Raw genomic sequence first — 19356 nt, forward strand, 5'->3', positions numbered from 1 at the left:
TATTCTAAATAAATCCATTAATGTATTGTAACACAGTACTGAGAAATGTGATGTAAGATTGTTTCGCAATATGCATTTACCTATAAACCATTTGTCCTATTCTAATTATAAATTTATACATTCATGTGAATTTGACGAGCCTCCAAATATCGACAACATCAGCTAATCATAACCTATATAATACATGTGAATAGGATCTGGATGTGAGAATTATGTCAAAGGGGGCGAGGCTGTTTGCTGAGTTACACGATGAAAATGGTTATTTTCCCGCTAGGATGTCTGCTTGTTATGCTGTCCTCTTATTTTCTAGGGCTTACTCCCCATCTCGCGTTAATGATATGTGCTGGTGCGTTATTTGTAGCAAGTATATACAAGGAAAAACAGTATCCGGGATTGCGTAACATCCATTGGATTTTTCTGGGCATATTCCATTATTTCAGTGAACTGAACTGGTGTAATATGTTGTATTACCTGCTCATCATGTCGATGATACAGGATAAACAACGTGTTACGCAGACGTTACCTATTTCAATGTTGATTGTGTTTGAATATACCGTAATTAGGCTTTCGTATGTGAAGATAGATACATATAATTTGCTGGTGTCCCTGTTTGACATGTTAACAGCAATTGTCATCATCTTTTTGTATCATACCTTGATTAACAGCGAAGCAGAGAAGCGCAGGCTTCGGGAGAAAAATCATTTTCTTACTCTTCACGACCCGCTAACCGGATTGCTAAACTACGAGGGATATATGAACGTACTGAAGGAAACGGCGGACGAGCAGCGATCATTTTTGCTTATTATCATGAACATTCAGAATTTCAACGGGTTTGACAAAGAGGTCGAAGACAACTGGAGTCATGTAATCAAAGCGACAGGCGAGAGTGTTTCGAAACAGTTTGCAGATGCATATGGCGTATCTCGGTATGCGGGGGATCGGTATGCTGTCGTTTTGCCTGAAGTACAAAATATCGAAGAACGCATGACATCCCTGCTGTCAGGGGAGTTGCGAGGGTTGCAGGTGAACTATAGTATTTCTCTATATCCGGGGATGTCCGAGACGTTGCAACATTTCATTACGGTGGCGGAGGACAGGTTGTTTCAGCAGCAGCGCAGCAAATGGTTAAAAAACGGAGAGGAGGTCTTCCGTTCCGAAAGACTCCGGGCTGTTGGTGAACTGGCCGCGGGTATGGCTCATGAAATTCGGAACCCCCTGACAGCCATTCGAGGATTCCTGCAGCTTTCACGGGGACAGGCCTTCAATATCGCACCATGGTATGAGGTCATTATGGGAGAGATCACACGAGTAACAGAGCTGACGGCTGAGTTTTTACAATTTTCCAAGCCGCATGCCAATCACATGAAACCTGAACGAGTGGAGCACTGCCTTGAACGAGTCATGTCGTTAACCGAATCGGATGCAGCTTCACGGGGGCATCGGATTACATTGAAAATGACTGGTGAGCCAGTTGTGGTCAATATGGATCGGGACAAGATCGTACAGGTTCTGATTAATCTGATCCGTAATGCTTTTGAAGCGATGGCAGACCCTGGTGAAGTGCATATTGATCTGTTACATGATGGAGAAAAGGCGCTTATCTCGATTACCGATACGGGCAGCGGCATTCCGGAGAATTCGCTGACAACGATCTTTAATCCATTTTATACAACCAAGGAAGAAGGTACAGGGCTTGGACTGGCACTCTGTCAGAAAATCGCTCAGGACCATCATGGCAAAATCACCGTTCATAGTGAAATGGGGATTGGCTCTACGTTCACCCTTCATTTACCTATGGGGGCATAATTCCAACAAACAAAAACGCCGCATTCAGGTTCCTGAAAAACCCGTTTGCGGCGTTTTTGTTTGTGGTTCTGTGTTTCAATCATTCAATCAATTAATAAACCCGGCCCCAATCAGGTAAGCTGACCCTGATGCAACTGATAGTAGAAACCTTGCTGCTGCATCAACTCGTCATGGCTGCCTCGTTCGGCGATCTTGCCGTCATCAATAACCAGAATCTGATCAGCCTCACGAATCGTACTCAGCCTGTGGGCAATGACGAAGCTGGTGCGATTCTTCATCAAGGTGCGCATCGCTTCCTGAATTTGCATTTCAGTGCGTGTATCAATGCTGCTGGTCGCTTCATCCAGAATAAGAATCGCGGGATCAGCAAGAATAGCACGAGCGATGGTTAACAGTTGTCGCTGTCCCTGACTCAGATTGCTACCACCGGAAATGATCGGGGTATCGTAACCCTGCGATAATTTGCGGATGAAGGAGTGGGCATTTGCCAACTTCGCCGCTTGCTGGATCTGTTCGTCCGTTGCATCCGGTTTGCCGTAGGCAATATTGTCACGAATGGTGCCAGAGAAAAGATAGGCATCCTGTAACACAATGCCAAGCTCGCGCCTTAGCTGGTCCTTCTCCAGTTCGGAGATGTCACAGCCATCAATGGTAATCCGTCCGCCTGTAATCTCGTAAAAACGCGGTAGCAGGTTGATGATGGTTGTTTTACCCGCTCCAGTCGGTCCGACCAGTGCAATCATCTCGCCCGGCTTGGCGGTGAAGCTGACCTTTTTCAGAATTTCTCTCTCAGGGTTATACCCAAAGGATACATCCTCAAATACAACTTTACCCTGAATCTGTTCCAGTTGTTTTTTCTGTTCTTCTACGTATTCACTTGGTGTATCAATAATGTGGAATACGCGTTCAGCACCTGCAATAGCTGCCTGAATCAGGTTGTACTGGTTCGCCAGATCATTGATGGGCCGCTCAATCTGGCGGGAGTAAGCAAGGAAACTCACAATCAGCCCGATGGACGTCAGATCATGATAAGCCATCCATCCACCTACCGCTGCCAGTATGGCAAAGCCAATATTGTTCATGACATTCATCGTTGGCCCGACCAGACCGGATACGCTTTGAGCCTGGGTACTGGACGTGCGAAGCTTCTCGTTCAGGTTCTGAAAATGGTTGTGTGCCTGCTCCTGACGGTTATAGGCGGCGACTACCTTTTGTCCGGCAATGGTTTCCTGAGCGTAGCCATTAAGCTCACCAAGTAACTTTTGCTGGGCAGTAAAATGTTTGCGTGTTCTTGAAGCGATCAGCCGAGTGGCGATCGTAATCAGGGGAACCGTCACCAGACTGAGCAGTGTCAGACGGACATCCAGGGCTAGCATAATCGACAGGGAGCCAACCAGCAAAATGGCACTGGACATCAGTTGGGTTACACTTTGATTCAACGTCGTGGACACGTTATCGATATCATTGGTAGCCCGGCTCATCAGATCACCGCTCTGATTTTTGTCAAAAAAGCTGATCGGCAGCTGTTGCAGCCGTGAAAACAGAGCATGGCGCAAATCCTTCACAGTCAGTTGGGACACACCGATCATGACATAGGATTGAGCCCACATCATGAACGAGCCGAGGACGTATACGGTCAGCAATAACATGCAGTCTTTCAGCAGACCATCCGTAATTTTGGGAACGATATGTTCATTGACTGCACGGCCGAGCAGATAAGGTCCTGCCAGATTAAGTAACGTTCCAAGAGCCGTCAGTACCAGAGCCGTGATAACCCCTTTGCGATGACGTCCCATGTATGACCACACTCGAATGATGGCGTGCCGGGCGTTCTTGGCTCTTACTTTGGGAACCGGACCTCGGCCGGGTGGCCCAGGTCTTCCGATCGGCGGAATAACAGTCTGATGGATGGAGGAAGAAGCGTTTTTAGCCAAATTGAACATTCTCCTTCCGTTGCTGCGAATAATAGATGGATTGGTAGTGTGACGAATGGGCCATGAGATGCTCATGTGTACCACTTGCCACGATCTCTCCTTCATCAAGCACGTAAATACAGTCTGCATCCTTCACGGAAGATATCCGTTGTGCAATCAGGAAAGTGGTGCTGTTTTTCATTAGTGAATGCAGCGCCCTCTGAATGCTTGCTTCGGTACGCAGATCGACGGCACTGGTGCTGTCGTCCAGAATCAGAACCTCCGGTTGCATGAGCAGGGCACGGGCAATAGATATCCTCTGTTTCTGCCCACCCGAGAGATTGACCCCGCGCTGACCCAGCTCCGTGTCGTATCCATCTTTTAGATTCATAATAAAATCATCAGCTGCGGCAGCTTGAGCAGCGGCACGCAGTTCAGCTTCCGTTGCATCAGGTCTGCCGAAGCAGATGTTATCCCGAATGCTGCCACTGAACAGGATGGATTCCTGTAATACGATGGACACACGGCTGCGAAGGTCCTGGAGATCCCAGTTACGCACGTTCACTCCATTCACTAGCACTTCACCCTGAGAGGCATCATACAAGCGGGGGATGAGCTGTACAAGTGATGTTTTGCCCGATCCTGTAGAGCCGAGCAGAGCCACTTTTTCTTCCGGCCGAGCCGTCAGTGTAATTCCGGAGAGGGTATGTTCTCCATCATAGCGGAAATAGACGTCCCTGAATTCCACCTGGCCTGCTCCTCTATGAGATACATCATCTCCCGATTGGATATCAGGCTGGGTGTGAAGCACCTCGTTGATGCGTGTTGCAGACACTTTGGCGCGGGAGAAGCTCATCATCATCATGCCGATTGAAGTGAGCGACGAGAGTACAACGGTTACGTAGTTGATAAAAGCAATCAAATCCCCGGCGGCAATATCGCCTCCCACCACCTGAAAGCCTCCAAACCACAGTACTGCTACAATGGTTGCATTCAGCATCAGGCTTAATACCGGTGTATTCAGCGATACGATGCGCCATGCTTTCACTGCCGTATGGGTATAATCTTCATTGGCTTGCTGGAAACGCTTCTTCTCCTGACGTGCACGTGCAAAAGCTTTGACAACACGAATGCCGGCAAGATTCTCCTGAAGAACCGCGTTCACCTTATCGAGCTTGTTCTGAACGCTGGCGAACAGTGGATAGGAAGCGGATATCAGGATGTATAAGATGATAAACAGAATCGGCACGGACAAAATGAGAATGAGCGCCAGTTTGACACTGATCGTAAACGCCATAATAATACTGCCAATAATCAGCATCGGCGATCGGATAAACATACGCAGAAGCATCTGTACAAAGGTCTGCATCTGGGTAATATCACTCGTCAGGCGAGTGATGAGCGAGCCCTCCTGGAAGGTATCCAGATTACGGAACGAGAACTTCTGGATATGATCAAACAATTCCTGGCGCAGATCAGTGCCGTATCCAACGGCAGCTTTACTTGAAAACAGCGTACATCCTGCACCGCCAACCCATCCGATTAATGCAAAAAGAAGCATAAACAAACCTGTAGTCACGATGTGGGACAGGTTCCCTGCAAGAACACCATCATCCACAATGCTGGACATCAGCTTAGGTTGAAGCAGATCCATGGCAACCTCAAGGACCATGAGCAGTGGAGCAAGAATAGCCGCTGACTTATAAGGGGTAAGGAATCGTTTTAACGTCCACAATGGGAAAAATCACCTCATTCGATATGAAATTATCATGTTGCTAATATTCATACAGACAGAAGAACCTCACTTAATATTCTCGCAGATTCTGAACCATGCGCTGGGCGAGCGCTGACATCAGCTGCGATTCCTCGGGTGTAAAATCTTTCTGGGCTTGGCGATCAAGCTCTTGGAACACTTCTCTCAGTTCCTTAAGCGCATCACGGCCCTGATCGGTCAGGTAGACACGTAGACTACGCAGATCATTCGGGTCGGCTTCACGTCGTATAAACCCGGAGCTTTCCATACGTTTCAGCATTACCGTTACCGTTGCAGGGGCGCGGCGAAGCTGTTCGGCCAGATGTTTCTGGGTCTGACCATCTTCCCGTTCAAGCTGGAACAGCAACGGCGGTTGCCCAGGATATAACTCAGGGTGGTTGATAAGCTTCTCATGAACCTTGTAACGCTGTAGCTTGACGAGTTCTGATAACTGGCCCATTAACCGTTCATTTCGATCTGATTTCATAAGCGCTTCCATCCTTTTAATTAGTCGACTAACTAAATGATAAGTTTCATTTGACATATCGTCAAGTGATTTTTGACATCCGGAGGAAGCATATGTGAGCTTGCATAATGAAATTTTTACGAGGAGATGGTAAATATTGACGCAGGCCATAAGGGTATGTTAGATTGTTATTATCTTATTGTTAATAACAAAATGTTAATAACAGAATGGGGTCTTTTGAAATGACACATGCAGGTAATTCTGATCAAAATCCATCAGATCATCAGAATCACGTGAATATAAGTGAACAACAGTTTCTTGAAACCTATGACGCAGGCGATTACGAATGCCCTTCCGTAACGGTGGACATGTTGGTATTTACGATACGAAGTGAAGCGCAGGAGAACTATCGCAAGCTTGCGGAACCTGAGCTCCAGTTGCTGCTGATCCGTCGGGGCGGTCATCCCTATATGGGGCAGTGGGCTCTTCCGGGTGGGTTTGTCTCCATGCAGGAATCGCTGGAAGATGCGGCTAGACGGGAACTGTTCACCGAAACCGGACTGGATGATATTTATCTGGAGCAGCTGTATACGTGGGGCGATGTGCATCGTGATCCACGTACACGTGTAATCAGCTGTTCCTACATGGCGCTGGTGGACAGCAGTGAACTGCGACTTCAGGCTGGCGATGATGCGAGCGAAGCGGACTGGTTCCGGATGGAGCAGCGGCTTCTGGAGGAGAAACGCCATATCCATGAGCGTGGACGCGTGACGGAGCGCAGGGTGCAGTTGATTTTGACCAATGGAACAGAGGAATTGTCGGCTGTCATTGAGACGAAGGAAACGTTGGAAGGCAGAGTTCGCAGCAGCAATTTTACGGTGAATGAGGTTCAAGGAATTGCGTTTGATCATGCGAAGATTATTCATTACGCGCTGGAACGTCTGCGGGCTAAGGTGGAGTATACGGATATTGCTTTTAATCTGATGCCGGAGACATTCACACTAACTGCTCTCCAGAAAGTATACGAGACCATCAGTGGCAAAAAACTGCTGGCTGCCGCTTTCCGGCGCAAAATCGCCGATTGGGTCATTGAAACGGGAGAGTATACAGGGAATGCCGGACATCGTCCATCCCGTTTATACAGACTGAACCCGGAAAGATTGGCCCCATAAAGTTAGGAGGGAATATCAATGGAGAAGTTTACATTTTTCTGGCGCACAGCGTCTCCGTTCTCACAGTGGCACCCGGCGGATTTTACCGTGAATGGCGTTCACTACACCAGTTCGGAGCAATATATGATGCACCAGAAAGCACTGCTGTTCGGCGATCAGATCATTGCAGACAAGATCCTGAGAGCAAGCTCCGCTTCTGTACAAAAAAAACTGGGCAGACAGGTCGCAGGATTCGACCAAACGGTATGGGAAGCGGAGTGCAAACGCATTGTCTATGAAGGCAACGAAGCCAAATTCACCCAAAACGAACAACTGCTGACCACGCTGCTCGCCACCCGCGGAACGACCCTAGTGGAGGCAAGCCCGGATGACCGCATCTGGGGGGTTGGACTGGCGGAAGAAGACCCGCGCATTCGCAATAGAAGAACGTGGCGGGGAACCAACTGGCTGGGTGAGATCCTCACCCGTCTTAGAGAAAATATAGGAAGTGATAAAGATGAACGACCAACAACATAAGAACGATATTCAGAACAACAATCGCAGTAAAACAACAGGCTTCAATAGCACGAATCAACGTTCCAAACGATCCCAAATCGCCCATCAAACGCTGGCCATTCTGGAAGAAGGAGAATATGTGAACGGGGATGATCGCAGGGTTCAGATTGGTACGGATTTACAGCGAGCGATTCGAGATTCGGTATTATACCGCCCGATGGAGCTTATCGCTCTTCGAGAAAAGCGAAGTAAAGAAATGGTTCAGTTACAACCTTCCGCTGAAGCTTCAGCCGTTCGCATCGAGGTGACGGGCGAGACCACACTCGCAGCGGCTTCACGTCTTTCTGTGGATGAAGGAAGGGAAGATGTCGTTTGCCTGAACTTTGCATCAGCGAAAAACCCCGGCGGCGGCTTCCTGGGAGGCAGTCAGGCACAGGAGGAAAGCTTGGCCCGGGCTACGGGACTGTACCCATGTATCGCCCAAATGGGCGAAATGTATGATTACAATCGCAAGCAGAGATCTTGTATGTACTCGGATTACATGATCTATTCGCCTGCTGTTCCGGTGATCCGTGATGACGAGGATCGGCTGCTCGATAAATATAATCTGTCGGCATTTATTACAGCGCCTGCTGTAAATGCGGGAGTGGTGAGAGAGCGGAAAGATGCCGATGATCAGCAGATTGAGTCCGTCATGAAAGGGCGCATTCGCTATATTCTGGACGTGGCCGCGCTGCATGGACATCGAACCATTGTACTAGGTGCATATGGTTGCGGAGTATTTAAAAATGATCCGGCGAACGTAGCGAAGTATTTCCATGATGTGTTGGTGGGAGAGAACTTCAGGCATTCCTTTGAACGAATCGTATTTGCCGTATTGGACCGGACAGCAGGACAGAAAACGTACAAGGCATTTGAGGATCGTTTGGCGGGAGAGTGATACCATGCCGTCGGTGGACTTACCTACAGCGATACAAGTTTGAATATAAAAAAACCTCTGCTTTGAGTGGATGGAGAGAGCGTGTTAGCTGTTCCTATCTACAAAGAGAGGTTTTTTGGTGTTTACTTATATGTTGTGTTTAAGGATCATTTTATTTCTTAGAAAACATTTCTTTGGCTTCATCCATGGCCATTTTATTGCCGATTGAAGAATAGTCCAGCCAAGGTTGAGCACCGATTGGGTAGACATGGTCTGCTTTGACAGCCTTCAGTCCTTGCCAGATCGGATTGTTTTGCAGTTCTTTGAACATGTTCTGGGCTTCATCATCCGAGTTCACAACAACGAAGATCGCATCTGCATCAAAGTCTGGCAGCACTTCACGTGAAACAACTTGATAGGGTTTGGACGAATCGAATTCCTCAATGCCTTTAGCTGGAGTTAACCCCAGATCTTCATACAAAATCGGGCCCATTGGACGGCGTGTACTGAACACACGCAATTCTTTGGCGGTAACACGGATAGCCATTACGGTGCCGTCACCGATTGTATCGTGGATCAGGGATTTCACTTCTTCCGTTTCAGTCGCATAATCCTGAATGTATTGCTCTGCTTCTTTCTCGCGGTTGACCAGTTTACCAATGTCCTTCAGGTGGTCGCGCCAAGTGCCATCATCCAGATTGAAGACGTGTACAGGGGCGATTTTCTCAAATTTGGCAATATCATCACCGGAGAATTCTTCGTCCAGGTAGATGACATCCGGTTTCAGGGCAAGCAAGGCTTCCATGTCCGGGTCCTTGACGGGACCGAGCGGTGTTGTATTTTGAAGACGGTCAGCAACATGGGACAGGAAGGCTTTGGCTTCCCCCCCGATCACCGAACCAACCGGTGTAATGCCGAGAGACAGCAGGTCATTGGTCAGATGGATCGACATGGATGCGATGCGTTGTTCTCCGGAAGCGGAATTGGTGTCCTGTGTAGTGTTCGATGTGTCCGTAGTAGAACCTTCCGAAGCGGAGGATGAATTATTGGCGTTCCCGCAGGCTGCGAGTACAAGCACTAGACAGATGCTCATGAAGAGCATAGGGTTTTTCTTTAACATGGGTAATCTCAATCTCCTTGAACATCTCATGGATGTCGTTTTTAAGTTGGGTATAACGGTGAAATTATTCGAATTGTTCCGATAAGGCCATTACTTGGTTCGCACCAGCAGGTATAAAAAGTAAGGTGCGCCTATCGCCGCGACCACAACGCCTGCCGGAATGGAATTAGGCTGAAAGATCGTTCGCCCAACCGTATCAGCGGCAACCAGGATCACCATGCCGATGAGTCCGGCGGCTGGGATCAGATGGCGATGCATCGGGCCAACCAGTCTGCGGGCCAGATGTGGCGCCGCCAGACCAATGAATCCGATCCCGCCAGCCATAGACACACTGACGGCAGACAAGGCCACCGTGCACAATAGCAAGATAACACGTTGGGATCTGACGGGTGTACCAATACTGGTTGCGGCAGCATCTCCCAGATTAAAGGCATCCAGCGTTTTGGATCGGCTCCATATGTACGAGATGCACAGCACAATCCATGGAAGCAACGCCTGGACATGAACCCAATCTCTGCCCCAGACGCTGCCAGCAAGCCAGCGAGCGGCGAAGGAATAGGTATCTTCATCCAAACGCAGTGATAGATAGAGCGTCAGAGCATGGAAACCGGCTGCTACGGCAATGCCCACCAGAATAAGCTTAATGGGGGATACTCCATTATGTCGGTCATAGGATAACAGCATGATAATCAGCGCCGCGGCGACACTGCCTGCAAAAGCAAACAATGGAATCAGCAAGGCCACCGAGCCGTTCATGGAATGGGAGAAGCTTACAAATACCATCAATCCAAAAGCCGCTCCTGCATGCAATCCGAGGATGCCCGGATCGGCCAATGGATTGCGTGTAATGCCTTGCAGTGCAGCACCGGCGACACCGAGTCCTGCTCCGGCGAGTACAGTAACCAGGATGCGTGGCAGTCGATAGTCGAACAAAACAATCTGATCATCCGGCGTACCATAGCCAAGCAGGGTGTGAAGCACGGATATTGGTGACAGGCGAATTGTTCCCGAGTTGAGGCTGATAACGATAACGGCACAGGCGATACAGAGCAGCGTAACGCTGACCGCTATGGAACGTTTGCTTCGTGAAGGTGCATTGGTGTTCATCGCTATAGGGCCCTCCGTTCTTTACGGGCCAGATAGAGGAAGAAGGGTACACCGACAAAGGCGACCATAATGCCTACTGCCAGTTCCTGAGGCGGGTTCACAATGCGTGATCCCAGATCGGCGAGCACCAGCAAGACGGCTCCGAGCAGCGAGGACATCGGAATGATGAGTCGATAATCCACGCCAACCCATTTGCGAGAAATGTGTGGAATGACCAGTCCAACAAAGCCGATCGAGCCTACAGCAGAAACGGATACGCCAGCCAGCACAACAACCGCCGTCAAGGCAAACAGCCTGGTCCAGCGGAGATTGATTCCGAGATTAATCGCAACTTCTTCTCCAAGCGACATGAGGGAGATCCGGCGGGCCATGGGCAAAGTGAGCACGAGAGTAACCAGCAGAACAGGCAGAATCAATTTCAGATGCCGCCATTCAATCCCTCCGAAACCACCCGCATACCAGAAGGCCAAATCCTGACTTAAGTCAAAGTATATGGCGACACCGGTGCTGAGCGAACTTAGCATGGCTGCAATAACAGCACCCGCAACGGTAAGCCTGATGGACGTTAGACCTCCGGGTGCCGCCATACCCAGCAGGAAAATAAGCAGAGTGCCGAGCACAGCCCCTGCAAATGACAGGAACATAATCCAGCCATAAGGCAATCCCGGCCAGAAGGCAAAGCTGAGCGCTACGACAAAGGTAGCGCCTGCATTGATCCCCAGAATGCCGGTGTCTGCCAGCGGATTACGTGTGATTCCCTGCATGAGCGCTCCGGCCACAGCAAAGGCGGCACCAATGACAGCCGCAGCAATGACACGTGGCAGCCGTAGCTCGTGAATAATCTGATGTGGTGTCAAAGCCGGGTTGTACTGAAATATGGCAGTCCATACGGTCTCCAGTGTTAGCCCCTTGGCACCAAGAGAAATGGCGACAAACATACTAAGCAGCAGTGCGGCAATGGCCGCCAAAAACATCAGGCCGACCGTCACTGCGGATTTTCGTGATTTGGACGGACGTTGTGACAGTCCCGGATGTTGAATGCGGGTCACTCCTTTGGTACCAACAACGCATTGCTGTTGTTATTGATTATCATTATCAATTAGTGAACATTATAAAATCTTAATTCAGGCCCGTACATGGCATAAATTAAGATTATAGAGATGGACATTTTTTAGATTACAGAAATGCAGCTTTGTTCGTCAACATAGAGAGCGCTTCATCGAGCTGGATGTTGATGGAATATGGAGCGTATACCACCCATGAATTCCAGTCTATGACATGAATACGTCCAGCTTTTACCGCAGGGTAGTTTTTCCACAACGGATCAGCAGTAATCTGCTGTAACATAACGGCACGTTCATGCATGGACGTAACCGCAATCAGGAGCACATCCGCTTCCAATCCATCCCATTCTCCAGGAGTGAAAGACATCCAGTTGAATCCCACACCGACAGGTTTGCCCGCGAGTTCCCTCTGAATTCGATCAGGAGCAGCCAGTTGCAGGCTGCGGTAAAATACATGACCGAAGTTGCGATTGCTGTACATACGCGGTCCTTTTGCAGTTAAGGTACAGACAGCGACGGTGACCTGACCTGCTGTCTCCTTGACCTTTTTTCGAGCCCGTTCTGCTTTGCGCTCATGCCGATCCAGCCAATCCTTCGCAGCTTGATTACGATCCACGATAGAGGCAATTCTCTGCAAATGACCGAACACGTCTGTCTGATTCCAAGGGATGGTGATGATTGGAGCGACATCTCCGATATGCTCCATCGCTTTAGCGGCTGCGTTGTCCTTGGTCAAAATCAAGTCGGGATTCACATCAAGGAATGCCTGGCGTCCCTGTTCCCAGGGTTCATAGGCATGGAACGGCAGCGTCAACGATTTGGGAACATGGGGCAGATGGCCCTGGATCTGAGCCGCACATGGTGTGATGCCAAGTGTCATCAGGTGATCGGTGTATGGATAGGAGAGTGAGACGATATTTCGATGTACCTGCTTGGCATAGGAAGTTGGCGCATAACCGGCATGGTTCCTGAACCGGCGGCTGAAATAGAATTCGTCCCGATAGCCTACCTGACGGGCGATATCACGAATACGCAGTTCTGAAGTCATGAGCAGTTCCTTGGCCCGATTCATTCGTAAATGAGTGATATATTCGATTGGATTTTTCTGCATCCGGCTCTTGAACAGCTGTGAATAATACGACGGATGCATGCCGGCCAGTTCGGCCAGCTTCTCGAGCTTGATTTCGTTCATATAGTTTTCCCGCATGTACTGCAAGGTTGATCTGAGCCACTGTTCAGGCTCGTCCTGTCCTTCCGCATCCGCCTGATCTTCCTGCGGCCAGAGCGTATGAAGCAGATCGGTCAGAAGCAGCTGTACTTTCAGGCTGGTCTGTGAAGCTTCGGTTGTTAATTGTGCAGCAATTCGCTGTATCCCATAGTAAGGGCCCTGAATCCATCCTGTTACAGGTGAACCAAGCTCTCGCTCATATATTCGCCGTTCTTCCGTTTTCTCAGCAACCCGAAACAGATCGAAATGAATGATATACAGTTCAATCTCATTGTTAGTATCAGAGTAAAGCTCCAGGGAAGTTCCCGGAGTACACAGGAAGGCGGATTTGCGGGTGACGAGGGATTCGATACCGTTCGCCACCAGCTTGCCCGTGAATTTGTGCATGTACACAAAGGTATGGTGAGGGAGCTCGGTCTGACTCCATTGCCAATGCGTATTCCCGGTAACCAGCTCTGCCTGACACAGTTCGAGCAACGCATCGTTCAGAAAAGCATCCATTTCCGTTCGTGTCATGGATTCATCAGCGTGTTTCGGCTGATCTGGTTGGGTCAACATGTGGGTGGCATGCCGGTTATTATTGGTGCTGGGATGGGTTAACATCGTGTGACCTCCTTTCCTGGCGGGGTTGATGTGTTATAGCGAGCGCAGCCGCATATCCGATGTGAACCACTGTCGGTACGTCATCAGGCTGAGCAGGATGCTGGTAATGGCGGCTGAGCTTGTAAAAGCAAACACGATCAGAATCTGGTAACGAACGGCCTCAACCGGATCGGCACCCGCAATAATCATGCCTGTCATCATGCCAGGAAGCTGTACGAGTCCTACCGTTTTCATGCCATCAATCGTGGGGATCATGCTGGATTTTACGGAACGTTTCAATACGTCCTGAAAAGCACGTCTTGGCGTTGCGCCCAGTGCAAGCAGGGATTCAATCTCACCTTTGGAGGATTCGACTTCGCGTTTCATCTGATTCAGGAACAGTCCGGACACCACCATGGCATTACCGATGGTCATCCCACTCAATGGAATAATGTATTGGGGAGTAGGCTCTACAATACCCAGTCCTAACAACAGCCCCATCATGAGCAGCTCCGTTACTGTAATTGCAGCCGCAATATAAAAGGAAATCCAGCGAAGTCCTTTTCCGCGTTTGCCGGCATTAATGGAGGCTACTGTAATCATGAATCCGACAATGGCAATGATGAGAGCGGGGTGGTCCGAGTTGAAAATAAATTGAAGTACATAGCCGACAAGCAGCAGCTGTACAGCGGAACGAACAGTGCCTATGGCGATATCCTTTTCCAGATCAAGCTTCTGCCAGACAGAGATGAGCATGGTGAACATCACAAATATAATGGTAAAACTCAGAGCGATGAGTGACATGATTTCTCCTTATTCTGCCGCAGGGGCATGGTGCATAATGAATTGTCTGGCCAGGTCAGTAGCCGGATTGTCAAAAAAATGAGCTGTCGGCTGGCGCTCCAGCAGTGTCTGATTACCCATAAACCAGGTGGTTGTACTGAATGATTGTGCCTGTTCCTGATCATGGGTAACCCAGATGAGGGAAGTGCCTTCCTGCTGGCTCCAGCGGGTCAATTGCTCTTCCACCAGGCGGGCGTTGGTCCGATCCAGGGAAGCAGTCACTTCATCCAGCAGCAAGACTTCAGGACGAAGCATCATGGAACGGATCAGGGCTATGCGCTGTTTCTCCCCACCAGAGAGGTCGATGGCACGCTTATGAATATCAAGATTCTCCAATCCCATCCCCGCAAGAAGGCGTCGGGCGAGGTCCTGATCATAAGGTTGTCGATGAAGCAGGTGCACCGTTTTCAGATTGTCTTCCACACTGCCTGCCAGCATGACAGCCTGTTGTGCGACATAAGTCATGCGCATGCGCCAGATACGAGGGTCTGAATCCCGATAAGAAATTCCTTTCCAGATCAGGTCTCCTTCATCAGGAATATCCAGCAGGGCAAGAATGCGAAGCAATGTGCTTTTCCCTTGGCCGGATGCTCCGAGTATCGCAATACGCTCTCCCTGATCAACAACCGCGTTCACATGTTCAAATAAAATATGCTGCTCGGTTAAACCGATACGTTTCACTAGTTTATCAATGGTTAAAAGTATGGACAAAGTCGGGTCGTCCTTTCATCCGTGATCTGCAATCATCTTAGCAAAAATACGAAAAAAATTGAAATGAGAGTGAATCTCATTTGGAACTTTGAACTTAGTTCATTGAATATAGGCATGAAATTTAGTTCATTGAATATAAAGCGTTGAAATGTGTAAGATGAAACCGGTCTGACGCAAGCGATTATTTTTGGTAAAATAAAGAAGACTCCGTGTTGGCCTAATCAAGATCGTGATCTTTTTAAAATATGTTGATATCAGGGGAGGCTTTAATATGACGAAAGTTGTTGGACGGGACAAAGTGAATTGGGGCATTATGGGCACAGGATGGATTGCATCCCAGTTCGCGCGGGATTTGGAGCATGCCGGGAACGCCGTAAAAGCGGCGGTGGGTTCACGAACTGCGGGTAGTGCAGAGAAGTTTGCAGCTGAATACGGTTTTGAACGCGCTTACGGTTCATATGATGAAATGCTGCAGGACCCTGAAGTGGATATTATTTATGTGGCAACACCGCATCCGTTACATAAGGAAAATGTACTTGCCTGTCTGGAAGCGGGCAAAGCGGTACTCTGTGAGAAACCGTTTACGATGAATGCCCGTCAGCTGGAGCAACTGGTGGAGAAGGCGCGTGAGCGCAAGCTTTTTCTCATGGAAGGCATGTGGACACGCTTTCTGCCGCCGATCACCCAGGCCAGAGCATGGATTGCAGAAGGAAGAATCGGCGAGGTTCGTCTGGTCAAAGCAGATTTTGGTTTCCGTGTAGGCTGGGAGCCGGAAGGCAGGTTGCTTAATCCCGAGCTGGGTGGGGGTGCTTTGCTGGATGCGGGTGTGTATCCGATCTCCTTTGCGTCCATGATTTTTGGCGAGCAGCCTCAGCATGTGTGGAGTACGGCGAACATTGGGCAGACAGGCGTGGATGAACAGTTCTCTGTACTGTTGTCTTATTCCGAAGGTCGTTCTGCATCGCTGAATGGGGCCATTCGTCTTAACTTGAGTAACGAGGCGGTCATATATGGCACAGAGGGGTTCATTCGTTTACCGTTTTTCCTGGCAGGCAAAGAAGCCGATCTGCACGTAAACGGTCAGGACGAACCCGAGAAGTTTACTGATGACCGGACTTGTATTGGATACGCGTTTGAAGCGGAGGAAGCAGGGCGCTGCATTCTGGAAGGACGCACGGAGAGCAGAACGATCCAACTGGACGAATCACTGGAAATTATGAAGTTGATGGACACGATTCGTGGGCAGTGGGGCCTGCGGTACAAATCCGAGTAAATAGACAGGAGTGGAAAAGCAATGGTGAAAATTCTGATCTCCGGATTTGAACCTTTTGGCGGGGATGCGGTGAATCCGACGGGAGAGCTGATGGAGGCGCTTGCACATGAAGTGATGGAGGGAGCGGAGCTGAAGACAGTGCTGCTGCCTGTGCACTTCGATGAATGTGCGGATCTGCTGATTGCAGAGATGGAATCCTGGCGACCGGATGTTGTCATCGCCTGTGGGCTGGCCAAAGGCAGGACGGCCATTACGCCTGAACGGATTGCCATTAATGTCAAAGACATTCCTCCCGGCTCTTATGCAGACAACCAGGGCCAGCATCCTGTGGACGAGCTCATAGTGGAAGGCAGCCCGGACGGTCTGTTCTCCACATTGCCGATTCGTGCGATGGTGAATAACATGGGGGCAGCAGGCCTCCCGGCGGCGGTGTCCAATACCGCAGGCACGTATATTTGCAATAATACGATGTACCGGGTGCTGGATCATATTCGATTGAATCAGCTTCCGATTCGTGCCGGTTTTGTACATTTTCCAGCTTCAACGGAGATGGCTGTGCTTCAGCCTTCCGTGCCGTCACTTCCTATCCCCATGATGCTGAATGCTTTGCGGGTTATGATTCGCACTGTCGTGGCGGAGTAATGGAGTTCAGACCATTGTAAGAAGAACGATGATTTTAAAGTGGATGGATGATTGGTCAGATCCGCTGAGTTGTTAGATCTGATACGTGGTGAGATCAACATGCTGAGTGTTTGGATCATCATCGTGTATAGGTTCGGTTTGTTGTTGAAATAAATTAAAAAGGGCAGTCCTATTGTCATGAAGATGACTTTATAGGACTGCCCTTCGTATGATCTAACGAATCCCAGAAGCGTTATTTCGCTAAGATTTATCGGAATAACGTGACTGAAGTTCGTTAGTATTGCCATTCCGCTCATTTCTTCTTAATAAGGTGTTACCGATTCGTTAGCGCCTGGGTCAAGCAGGTCATAGCACGCGGTGGTGCGCAACGGTAAAATGGGAAACGAAATTGGGTCATATCCTCATGAATGTGTTGTATTCATTTTTGGCGAATTAGATCCGCAATAAATCCAGATCAAACTCGGGAACAAGTCCTTCTTTCATCGCTCGTCCAAGCAACGCTGTAATTGCACCATACCCGTCATCGCCCAGGTTGGCGCTGAATTCGTTAACGTACAGGCCGATATGCTGCGCAGTTACATCAGGGTCCATCTCTTGTGCATGTTCCATGACGTATGCTTTGGACTCATCCGGATGCGCCCAAGCGTATTCTACCGAGGCACGTGCCCAACCTGCAAGAGCGTGAGCATCCAGGTTACGACGGGCGATGATTGCTCCAAGCGGGATTGGCAGGCCTGTGTCACTTTCCCACCAGTTACCGAGATCTGTCATAAGCTTGAGATCGTAGTTCTGATACGTGAAGCGTGCTTCATGGATAACCAAGCCGGCATCGATCTTGCCGTCCCGTACAGCAGGCATAATCTGGTCGAATGGCATAACGACAATCTCGCCTACCCCACCGGGAACATTTTGAGCTGCCCAGAGGCGGAATAACAGGTAGGCTGTCGAACGTTCGCTCGGCACGGCAATTCGCCGTCCTGAGAGATAGGCGGGATCGGTTGTGCCGTTAGCGGTCAGAACCAGTGGACCACATCCTCTGCCAAGTGCACCGCCCGCAGGCAAAAGCGCATATTCATTCAGCACATAAGGCAGTGCTGCATAAGAAATTTTCATGACCTCAGGCGTATCTGGTCCATCCGGATTAGCCGCAAGACCGTTGGTAATATCGATGTCTGCGTAACGGACTTCAAGCTCAGGTGCACCTGGAATCAGTCCATGCACCCATGCGTGAAAGATAAATGTATCGTTGGGACAAGGGGAAAATGCAATTTTCATGATGTAAGTACCTCCCGTAAAATGGAACTTGCAGCCTGGAGCGCATCCAGGGCGTCCTTGATGCGCCAGGAGTCGCGGTCGCGTGGACCGACCGCGTTGGATATAGCCCGCAGTTCGAGTGCTGGCACGCCGAACTGCTGGGCTGCGGTTGCCACGCCGAAGCCTTCCATGCCTTCGGCGGCGGCATCCGGCACGCGGCGCAGCAGCTCCGCGGCCGTCTCGGCCGTTCCGGTCGCCGTGGATACGGTGACCGCCGTGCCTCCGCTGACAGCGAGCCCTGCCCGCTGCAGCTCATGGCGCAGGCGCGCGGCAAGCACTGCGTCCGCCGCCACGCGGGACGAGCCGAAGCCGAGCTCGTCCACGCTGAGGAAGCCGTCTGGCGTCTGCGAGCCCAGATCGGCGGCAACCATGGCGTCGGCCACCACGAGGGAGCCGACGTCCGCCCGGCCGGGGAACCCGCCGCCGATGCCGGCACTGACCACCAGCGTGTACGCTGGGGTCAGTCCGGTCCCGGCAAGGGGGCCCGGCCTTGAGGATGCGGCAGATGCCTGTGCCGCATCGGGTTCGCTTGGCGCGGCGGAGCCTTGCGCCAGCGCAGGTGCGCCAGCCGCTGCTGAGGCAAAGGCCAGCGCGGCAGCGGTTCCTGCTGCGGCCGAGGCAGGGCCTACGCCCGCAGCGATCACATCAAAATGCGCAGCTTGGTCACCCAGGCCGCGCAGTACAGCCTCTTTTTCCGCATCAACAGCGGTTACGATTAATACACGCTGTGTCGAAGCTGTGGATGTCGAGTTTGTTTCTACGCTACTTGCTATGCTTGTAGTTGCTGGGCGATTACGTTCTATAGAATCATTCTGTTTCTGTTCATTCATCCCGGATTCTCCCTTATGAGGTTATAAAAGCCATCTATAAAATATGTACGCATAGGCCAGACGGTGGGACAACTGTACAGACAACGAGCGAAGCGAGCAAGTGTACCAGTGAACGTGC

At 50.1% G+C, this 19356-nt stretch carries 17 protein-coding genes; 6 read left to right on the forward strand and 11 right to left on the reverse strand.

Annotation, left to right across the window (positions count from 1 at the left end):
* Positions 1 to 234 precede the first annotated feature (234 nt).
* Positions 235 to 1806, forward strand: coding sequence for an ATP-binding protein (locus ACFVQB_RS11620; protein ID WP_379438567.1), 1572 nt, complete (start codon positions 235 to 237; stop codon positions 1804 to 1806).
* Positions 1807 to 1916: 110 nt separating this feature from the next.
* On the opposite strand, the gene ACFVQB_RS11625 is transcribed toward ACFVQB_RS11620, so the two are convergent.
* The 3 genes from ACFVQB_RS11625 to ACFVQB_RS11635 all read right to left on the reverse strand — a co-directional run bounded on the left by ACFVQB_RS11625 (position 1917) and on the right by ACFVQB_RS11635 (position 5959).
* A complete protein-coding gene (locus ACFVQB_RS11625; protein ID WP_379439704.1) occupies positions 1917 to 3749 on the reverse strand; it encodes an ABC transporter ATP-binding protein in 1833 nt (610 codons plus the stop codon).
* Positions 3733 to 5454, reverse strand: coding sequence for an ABC transporter ATP-binding protein (locus ACFVQB_RS11630; protein ID WP_379438569.1), 1722 nt, complete (start codon positions 5452 to 5454; stop codon positions 3733 to 3735). The genes ACFVQB_RS11625 and ACFVQB_RS11630 overlap by 17 nt, the downstream gene beginning before the upstream one ends.
* A gap of 70 nt (positions 5455 to 5524) precedes the next feature.
* Positions 5525 to 5959, reverse strand: coding sequence for a MarR family winged helix-turn-helix transcriptional regulator (locus tag ACFVQB_RS11635; RefSeq protein ID WP_379438572.1), 435 nt, complete (start codon positions 5957 to 5959; stop codon positions 5525 to 5527).
* A 221-nt stretch (positions 5960 to 6180) separates the two neighbouring features.
* Between ACFVQB_RS11635 and ACFVQB_RS11640 the strand changes: the two genes are divergently transcribed.
* The 3 genes from ACFVQB_RS11640 to ACFVQB_RS11650 are packed head-to-tail and all read left to right on the forward strand — an operon-like array spanning position 6181 to position 8545.
* Positions 6181 to 7110 carry an NUDIX hydrolase gene (locus ACFVQB_RS11640; protein ID WP_379438575.1) on the forward strand — a complete coding sequence of 310 codons (930 nt, stop codon included), beginning with the start codon at positions 6181 to 6183 and terminating at the stop codon, positions 7108 to 7110.
* Positions 7111 to 7128: 18 nt separating this feature from the next.
* The gene (locus ACFVQB_RS11645) at positions 7129 to 7626 is read left to right on the forward strand and encodes a riboflavin biosynthesis intermediates N-glycosidase (RefSeq protein WP_379438578.1); all 498 of its coding nucleotides are present in this window, start codon (positions 7129 to 7131) and stop codon (positions 7624 to 7626) included.
* A complete protein-coding gene (locus ACFVQB_RS11650) occupies positions 7607 to 8545 on the forward strand; it encodes a TIGR02452 family protein (RefSeq protein WP_379438580.1) in 939 nt (312 codons plus the stop codon). The genes ACFVQB_RS11645 and ACFVQB_RS11650 overlap by 20 nt, the downstream gene beginning before the upstream one ends.
* A 151-nt stretch (positions 8546 to 8696) precedes the next feature.
* Here the strand turns inward: ACFVQB_RS11650 and ACFVQB_RS11655 are convergent, their stop codons facing one another.
* From ACFVQB_RS11655 to ACFVQB_RS11680, 6 genes are all read right to left on the reverse strand, one after another.
* Positions 8697 to 9644 (reverse strand): iron-hydroxamate ABC transporter substrate-binding protein, encoded by a 948-nt coding sequence (locus ACFVQB_RS11655; protein ID WP_379438583.1) that lies wholly within the window; start codon positions 9642 to 9644, stop codon positions 8697 to 8699.
* Positions 9645 to 9734: 90 nt separating this feature from the next.
* Positions 9735 to 10751, reverse strand: a complete 1017-nt coding sequence (locus tag ACFVQB_RS11660) for a FecCD family ABC transporter permease (protein WP_379438586.1) — start codon at positions 10749 to 10751, stop codon at positions 9735 to 9737.
* Between the two features lie 2 nt (positions 10752 to 10753).
* Positions 10754 to 11725: a FecCD family ABC transporter permease gene (locus ACFVQB_RS11665; protein ID WP_379439707.1), complete on the reverse strand. Its 972-nt coding sequence runs from the start codon at positions 11723 to 11725 to the stop codon at positions 10754 to 10756.
* A gap of 202 nt (positions 11726 to 11927) precedes the next feature.
* A complete protein-coding gene (locus ACFVQB_RS11670; RefSeq protein ID WP_379438589.1) occupies positions 11928 to 13646 on the reverse strand; it encodes a helix-turn-helix domain-containing protein in 1719 nt (572 codons plus the stop codon).
* Positions 13647 to 13679: 33 nt separating this feature from the next.
* Positions 13680 to 14429, reverse strand: a complete 750-nt coding sequence (locus ACFVQB_RS11675; RefSeq protein ID WP_379438592.1) for an ABC transporter permease — start codon at positions 14427 to 14429, stop codon at positions 13680 to 13682.
* A 9-nt stretch (positions 14430 to 14438) separates the two neighbouring features.
* Positions 14439 to 15179 (reverse strand): ABC transporter ATP-binding protein, encoded by a 741-nt coding sequence (locus ACFVQB_RS11680; RefSeq protein ID WP_379438595.1) that lies wholly within the window; start codon positions 15177 to 15179, stop codon positions 14439 to 14441.
* A gap of 271 nt (positions 15180 to 15450) precedes the next feature.
* Here ACFVQB_RS11680 and ACFVQB_RS11685 point away from each other — a divergent pair, with 271 nt between their 5' ends.
* Entirely contained in the window at positions 15451 to 16452 is a 1002-nt protein-coding gene (locus ACFVQB_RS11685; protein ID WP_379438598.1) for a Gfo/Idh/MocA family protein, read from the forward strand.
* 21 nt (positions 16453 to 16473) lie between these two features.
* Positions 16474 to 17094, forward strand: a complete 621-nt coding sequence (locus tag ACFVQB_RS11690) for a pyroglutamyl-peptidase I (protein ID WP_379438601.1) — start codon at positions 16474 to 16476, stop codon at positions 17092 to 17094.
* Positions 17095 to 17526: 432 nt separating this feature from the next.
* Here ACFVQB_RS11690 and ACFVQB_RS11695 read toward each other — a convergent pair whose 3' ends face one another.
* Entirely contained in the window at positions 17527 to 18369 is an 843-nt protein-coding gene (locus tag ACFVQB_RS11695; protein ID WP_379438604.1) for a 1,4-dihydroxy-6-naphtoate synthase, read from the reverse strand.
* Positions 18366 to 19238 (reverse strand): futalosine hydrolase, encoded by an 873-nt coding sequence (locus ACFVQB_RS11700; RefSeq protein WP_379438606.1) that lies wholly within the window; start codon positions 19236 to 19238, stop codon positions 18366 to 18368. The genes ACFVQB_RS11695 and ACFVQB_RS11700 overlap by 4 nt, the downstream gene beginning before the upstream one ends.
* Between the last annotated feature and the right edge of the window lie 118 nt (positions 19239 to 19356).

The sequence above is a fragment of the Paenibacillus sp. NPDC057886 genome (assembly GCF_042796655.1).
Lineage (GTDB): Bacteria > Bacillota > Bacilli > Paenibacillales > Paenibacillaceae > Paenibacillus.

Coding starts and splice junctions, on each gene's coding strand:
- ACFVQB_RS11625 (WP_379439704.1), bottom strand. CDS start 3,749: ATGTTCAATTTGGCTAAAAACGCTTCTTCCTCCATCCATCAGACTGTT.
- ACFVQB_RS11635 (WP_379438572.1), bottom strand. CDS start 5,959: ATGAAATCAGATCGAAATGAACGGTTAATGGGCCAGTTATCAGAACTC.
- ACFVQB_RS11640 (WP_379438575.1), top strand. CDS start 6,181: ATGACACATGCAGGTAATTCTGATCAAAATCCATCAGATCATCAGAAT.
- ACFVQB_RS11645 (WP_379438578.1), top strand. CDS start 7,129: ATGGAGAAGTTTACATTTTTCTGGCGCACAGCGTCTCCGTTCTCACAG.
- ACFVQB_RS11650 (WP_379438580.1), top strand. CDS start 7,607: ATGAACGACCAACAACATAAGAACGATATTCAGAACAACAATCGCAGT.
- ACFVQB_RS11655 (WP_379438583.1), bottom strand. CDS start 9,644: ATGTTAAAGAAAAACCCTATGCTCTTCATGAGCATCTGTCTAGTGCTT.
- ACFVQB_RS11660 (WP_379438586.1), bottom strand. CDS start 10,751: ATGAACACCAATGCACCTTCACGAAGCAAACGTTCCATAGCGGTCAGC.
- ACFVQB_RS11665 (WP_379439707.1), bottom strand. CDS start 11,725: ATGTTTTTGGCGGCCATTGCCGCACTGCTGCTTAGTATGTTTGTCGCC.
- ACFVQB_RS11670 (WP_379438589.1), bottom strand. CDS start 13,646: ATGTTAACCCATCCCAGCACCAATAATAACCGGCATGCCACCCACATG.
- ACFVQB_RS11675 (WP_379438592.1), bottom strand. CDS start 14,429: ATGTCACTCATCGCTCTGAGTTTTACCATTATATTTGTGATGTTCACC.
- ACFVQB_RS11685 (WP_379438598.1), top strand. CDS start 15,451: ATGACGAAAGTTGTTGGACGGGACAAAGTGAATTGGGGCATTATGGGC.
- ACFVQB_RS11690 (WP_379438601.1), top strand. CDS start 16,474: ATGGTGAAAATTCTGATCTCCGGATTTGAACCTTTTGGCGGGGATGCG.
- ACFVQB_RS11695 (WP_379438604.1), bottom strand. CDS start 18,369: ATGAAAATTGCATTTTCCCCTTGTCCCAACGATACATTTATCTTTCAC.
- ACFVQB_RS11700 (WP_379438606.1), bottom strand. CDS start 19,238: ATGAATGAACAGAAACAGAATGATTCTATAGAACGTAATCGCCCAGCA.